5 protein-coding genes and 1 pseudogene are annotated in these 5,460 nt (G+C 73.0%); 2 read left to right on the top strand and 4 right to left on the bottom strand.

The annotated features are described in order from the left end of the window. Nucleotides 1-44: 44 nt before the first annotated feature. The 4 genes from DI269_RS13955 to DI269_RS13940 all read right to left on the bottom strand — a co-directional run bounded on the left by DI269_RS13955 (nt 45) and on the right by DI269_RS13940 (nt 4,113). Nucleotides 45-989, bottom strand: a complete 945-nt coding sequence (locus DI269_RS13955) for a serine hydrolase (protein WP_112136823.1) — start codon at nt 987-989, stop codon at nt 45-47. Between the two features lie 84 nt (nt 990-1,073). Then, on the bottom strand, nt 1,074-1,649 hold the full coding sequence (locus DI269_RS28660) for an SWIM zinc finger family protein (protein WP_112136821.1): 576 nt from the start codon (nt 1,647-1,649) through the stop codon (nt 1,074-1,076). After that, complete coding sequence (locus DI269_RS13945) at nt 1,646-3,550, bottom strand: DEAD/DEAH box helicase (RefSeq protein WP_198667425.1); 1,905 nt, start codon at nt 3,548-3,550, stop codon at nt 1,646-1,648. The genes DI269_RS28660 and DI269_RS13945 overlap by 4 nt, the downstream gene beginning before the upstream one ends. Nucleotides 3,551-3,711: 161 nt before the next feature. Next, a complete protein-coding gene (locus DI269_RS13940; protein ID WP_157974982.1) occupies nt 3,712-4,113 on the bottom strand; it encodes a hypothetical protein in 402 nt (133 codons plus the stop codon). Between the two features lie 147 nt (nt 4,114-4,260). On the opposite strand from DI269_RS13940, the gene DI269_RS13935 reads away from it, so the two are divergent. Then, nucleotides 4,261-5,178, top strand: a complete 918-nt coding sequence (locus DI269_RS13935; protein WP_198667424.1) for a sugar kinase — start codon at nt 4,261-4,263, stop codon at nt 5,176-5,178. After that, a pseudogene (locus DI269_RS13930) lies at nt 5,175-5,460 on the top strand (2-dehydro-3-deoxyphosphogluconate aldolase); the annotation flags it as partial. The gene DI269_RS13935 and the pseudogene DI269_RS13930, both read left to right, overlap by 4 nt.

The following is a 5,460-nucleotide window of genomic DNA, read 5'->3' as shown; positions in this document are numbered from 1 at the left end:
GACCGCGTTCGCGGTCGGCGGCCCTCGTCGTCTTCCGGACCGCTTCAGTCGCCGTCGAGGACCGACCTCGCCAGGCCCGCGACGGCTTCCACCAGGGCCACGCCCTCGGACTGCGAGGAGGCGCCGCTGGTGAGGACCGCGATCCGGGTCGGGGTGTCGGTGTCGCCGGCGAGGACTCCGATGGTGTTGACGACCCAGAGGCCGCCGAGGGCGGTGCGGGTGTCCCAGCCGTTCTTGAGCCAGACGGCCTCGCCGTCGGCCGCGGCGGCGGAGACGCCCCAGTCCTGGGAGCCGGCGACCGAGGACATGAGGTCGCGGGCGTAGGCGACCTGGTCGGCGTCGAGGAGGCCCTCGTAGAGGGCGTGGCCGAGGAGGGTGAGCTGGTCGGGGGCGGTGGTCTCGGTGAGGCCCCAGGCGTCCTGCTGCGGTTCGGTGGCGGTCATGCCGTAGTCGGCGCAGGCCTGGACGAGGGCGTCGGCGCCGCCGAGGGAGTCGTAGACGGCGGTGGCGGCGGCGTTGTCGGAGGCGGTGATCATCGTGCGCAGGCGCGTGTCGGGGGCGTCGGCGACGGCTCCGTAGTGGCGCAGGGCCATGACGAGGAGCTGGGCTTTGACGATCGAGGCGGTGTCGTGGCGCCGGTCGGGGTTGTAGGTGATCTGGAGGGCGCCGCGGGAGGCGGCGGCGGAGACGTCGGCGGCCGTGCCGGTGTCGGCCAGGTGCGCGTCGATCCGTTCGGCGAGGCGGGCGGTGAGGGTGTCGGCGTAGGTCGTCTCGGCGGCCGCGGCGCGGGTGGCGGGGTCGGAGCCGAGGCCGCCGGGTTCGCCTGCGGGCGTTGGGGTGTCGGCGGCGCCGGTACCGCCGTCTCGGTTCCCGAGGAGGGGCAGGAGCGCCGCGGTCCCGGCCGCAGCGACCGCGACCGGGACGGTGAGGCGCAGGAGGGTGCGGCGCCGCAGGAGTGCGGTGCCGCTGTCGTCGCGCGGGTTCGGCATGGCCGGGACGCTATGGGGGGAACCTCAACTCCCCGTGTCGTCCGGTTCAAGAAACGGTGAGAACCGCGCTCATGGGGACGACGCTCACGCGACGGGCTGCGCGGCCTCCATGCTGGCGAGCCGCGCCGCGCGCAGGCGCCCGGCGAGGTCGCGGGTGGGGCCGCCGCGCAGCAGCAGGACCAGCCACGGGTCGTCGTCCATCCTGGCGGCGCTGACCAGGGCCAGCGCCATGATGTGGGCGCAGACCTCGCGGGTGTCGGCGCAGCCGCAGGAGGTGGTGATCCGGTTGTGGTCCTCGGTGACGAACTTCTTGGGCAGCAGGCGCATCCCGGTCTCGGCGAGGACGTCGTCGATGCGTTTGGGCAGGCGTCCGGCGAGGAGTCCGGCCACGCAGGAGGGCGAGAGGGACAGGGCGGTCATGCCGGCGGTCCAGGCGGAGGCGTTGTAGACGGGGATGGAGATGGAGGCGTCGAAGGTGCCGGTGGTGTCGGCGACGGTGCCGGAGACGAGGCCGGGTTCGATGGCCGTGCCGGTGACGGCGCCGTGTCCGGCGAGGGCGCGGCCTTTGACGATGCGCTGGTCGGGGTAGTTGAGGCCGATGGTCTCCAGGGCGCGCCACCATTTTCGGCCCCACCAGGTCCGGCCGTACGGGTCGCTCACAGGTGGCCTCCGTCGTCGTCGAGTTCGATGAGTTTGCGCAGCTGGGAGTCGTCGAGTTCGCCGAGCCAGTCCTCGCCGGAGCCGACGACGGCTTCGGCGATGGCCCTCTTGCGGGCGAGGAGTTCGTCCACGCGTTCTTCGAGGGAGCCGGCGGTGACGAGCTTGTGGACGTGGACGGTCTGGGTCTGGCCGATGCGATGGGCGCGGTCGGTGGCCTGGTCTTCGACGGCGGGGTTCCACCAGCGGTCGTAGTGGACGACGTGGGAGGCGCCGGTGAGGTTGAGGCCGGTGCCGCCGGCGCGCAGGGACACCAGGAGGATCGCGGGGCCGGGGACGGTCTGGAACTCGTCGACGAGCTTGTCGCGGGCGGGCTGGTCGAGGCCGCCGTGGAGGAAGGGGGCGGCGACGCCGAGTTCGGCTTCGAGGTGGCGGGTGAGGAGTTCGCCCATCTGCCGGTACTGGGTGAAGATGAGGGTCTTGTCGCCTTCGTCGACGACTTCGGTGAGCATCTCGGTGACGCGGTCGAGTTTGCCGGAGCGTTCGGCGAGGCCGCCGTCCCCGACGCCGACGTACTGGGCGGGGTGGTTGCAGATCTGCTTGAGGCGGGTGAGGAGTTTGAGGACGCGGCCGCGGCGGGTGATGCCGTCGCCGAGGCCCTCGTCGAAGGCTTCGCGGATGGCTTCGCGGTAGAGGCCGGCCTGTTCGTCGGTCATGGTGCAGGCGACGACGGATTCGATCTTGGGGGGCAGGTCGGCGGCGACGTCTTCTTTCATGCGGCGCAGGACGACGGGGTCGATGCGGGCGCGGAGGGTGGCGGCGGCGACGGGGTCGCGGCCGATCTCGATGGGGTCGGCGAAGCGGCGTTTGAAGTCGGCCTGGATGCCGAGGAGCCCGGGGTTGACGAATTCGGAGATCGACCAGAGTTCGGCGAGGTGGTTCTCGACGGGGGTGCCGGTGAGGGCGATGCGGACGCGGCCGGTGAGGTCGCGGACGGCGCCGGCGGTGCGGGAGCGGTGGTTCTTGATGGCCTGGGCCTCGTCGATGACGATGATGTCCCAGCCGATGGAGCGCAGCAGTTTGATGTCGCGCAGGGCGATCGAGTAGGAGGTGACGACGACGTCGGCGTCGGCGAGGGGGGCCGGGGACTTGGTGCGGGCGGGGCCGTGGTGGAGGTGGACGGTCAGCTGGGGGGCGAAGCGGGCGATCTCGCGCTGCCAGTTGCCGACGAGGGAGGTGGGGCAGACGACGAGGTGGGGGGCGATGCCGGGGCGGCGGACGAGGAGGCCGATGGACTGGAGGGTCTTGCCGAGGCCCATGTCGTCGGCGAGGATGACGCCGGCGCCGCCGGCGGCGGCGGCTTCGAGCCAGGCGATGCCGTGGGACTGGTAGCGGCGGAGGTCGGCGTTGACGCGGACGTCGCCGGGGTCGGCGTGCTGGGCGGTGATGAGGCGGAGGTTGAGTCCGGAGTCGGAGCGCAGGAGTTCGGTGTAGGACTCGACGAAGGCGCCGACGAGGGCTTTGGCGGTCCAGACGTGGCCTTCGGAGTGGGGGGCGCAGTGGCCTTCGGGGGGGAGTTCGCCGGCGATGCGGTCGAGGTCGTCGAACTTGTCGTCGTCGACGGCGTTGGCGATGCGGGCCCAGACGGCGACCGATTCGGTGATGTCGGGGCGGGAGGCGATGCGGGTGAGCGCGGGGAGGACGGGGCGGACGGGCATCGCGACGCCGGCGACCTCGGTGAGGGTGCCGTCGAGGTAGAGCTCGGCGTCGACGGGGTCGCCGGGGGGCAGTCCGAGCTCGGCCACCACGTGCTCCGGTCGCGCGCCGCCGAAGAACAGGAGCCGCCCGTCGGCCGGGGAGGCGTGGTCGGGCAGGAAGGTGGCGTGCAGTTCGCTGGGTGGCAACGAGGCTCCTACGGTGGGAAGGCAGACGTGCCATTTTGCCACAAGCGGGGGCCCGAACCCAAACGCGCGAACCGTTATGGGAGGTTTCTGGTGGTTTAGCGCGGGAACGGGGCGGGTCGGGTTGTGGCGCTGCGTCACGGTGGCCCGGGGCGGGCCGGGGGTCAGGTGACGGGGCAGCGCAGGGCGAGGTTGAAGGAGGCGGAGTCCTGGTACTGGGCGCGGGCGTCGTCGAGTTCGCCGGGGGCGGTGGCGGCGACGAGGTCCTGGACGTCGAGGGCGTAGGCGGCGGCGAGGGTCTTGAGGCCGGGGTCCTCGATCTCGTTGCCGAGGGCCTCCATCTGGTCGAGGACGGAGTCGAGGTTCGCCGCGTCGGCTTCGCCGACGAGGTCGAGGGTCTGCCAGGTGCGGTCGCAGTCGGCGGCGTACTGCTCGGTGTCGCGGTCGGGGTCCTGGTTGCGGGGGTCGGCCTCGTCGGTGCCGCCGAGGCATTCGGCGAGCAGCCACAGGAGCATAAGCACTCCGATGACCCAGGCGAAGAGCTTGACCAGGCGCACGTCGATCATGTTCGCCCCCATCAGGAGAGGCCGGCGGTTTCAGTCTACGCGGGACGGAGGCCGAACGCGGCTTTGAGAATGCGCTTTCCACTGGGTAGGCTGAGTCGGTCCCGACCCGACCCCGACCGCGGACGACCGCGGACGAAGGGAGCCCCCTTGTTGGACGTCCTGTGCCTCGGCGAGTCGATGTGCGTGTTCGCACCCGCGACCGCCGGCCCCCTGCGCACGGCTGTCGAGCTGCACGCCGGCGTGGCCGGCGCCGAATCGAACGTCGCGGTCGCGCTGGCCCGGCTGGGCGCGCGCGCCGCCTGGCACGGGAAGGTCGGCGCGGACCCGTTCGGGCTGCGCATCCGCGACGTCCTGGAGGCCGCGGGCGTGGACTGCGCGGGCGTGGCGGTGGAGCCGTCTCGGCCGACGGGCGTGTACTTCAAGGACCCGGGCCCGGACGGCACGGTCGTCCACTACTACCGGCGCGGCTCGGCGGCCTCGACAATGGGGCCGGGGCACCTGGCCGGGGTCGGGGCGCCGCGGATCCTGCACCTGTCGGGCATCACCCCTGCGCTGTCGGCCTCGTGCGCGGCGCTGGTCGAGGAGCTCCTGGTCGAGCGGGCGCTCGGGGCCGCGACGGTGAGCTTCGACGTGAACTACCGGCCGGCGCTGTGGCCGGTCGAGGAGGCCGGGCCGGTGCTGGCGCGGCTCGCGGGGGCGGCGGACGTCGCGTTCGTGGGCCTCGACGAGGCGCAGACCCTGTGGGGCGTGAAGACCGTGGAGGACGTGCGCGAGGTCGTGCCGGGCGCTGGCGTGCTCGTCGTCAAGGACGGCGGGAACGGCGTGACCGCGTTCGAGGGCGAGGCGCGCCACTACTCCCCCGCGGAGCCGGTCGACGTGGTCGAGCCGGTGGGCGCCGGGGACGCGTTCGCGGCCGGGTTCCTGTTCGGGCGCCTGCGCGGCGCTTCGGCCGCGGCGTCGATGCGATTGGGGCACCGGCTCGCGGCCGGGGCCCTCCAGACCGTCGGGGACCTCGCGCCCCCGCCTGCACCTGAGACCGTTCGAGCCATCCTGGAGGACCAGTGACCCTTGACCAAGGCGCATTCTTCGACCGCCTCTTCGCCGGGCAGCGCGTCATGGCGATCTGGCGGGGCCTGCCCGCCGACGAGACCGTGGCGCTCTCGGAGCGGCTGTGGGACGCCGGGATCGACCTGGTCGAGGTGCCGATCGGGCAGCCGGGCCAGGAGGAGGCCCTGGCGGCGGCGGTGAAGGCCGCCGCGCCGCGCGGGCACCTGGTGGGCGCGGGCACGGTCGTCTCGGTCGGGCACGTGGAGCGCGCGGCCGCGGCCGGCGCGGCCTACACGATCG

Origin of the sequence: Glycomyces dulcitolivorans, assembly GCF_003265355.1 — a bacterium.
GTDB classification, from domain to species: Bacteria; Actinomycetota; Actinomycetes; order Mycobacteriales; family Micromonosporaceae; genus Glycomyces; species Glycomyces dulcitolivorans.
This window is presented reverse-complemented; position numbering and strand designations above follow the sequence as displayed.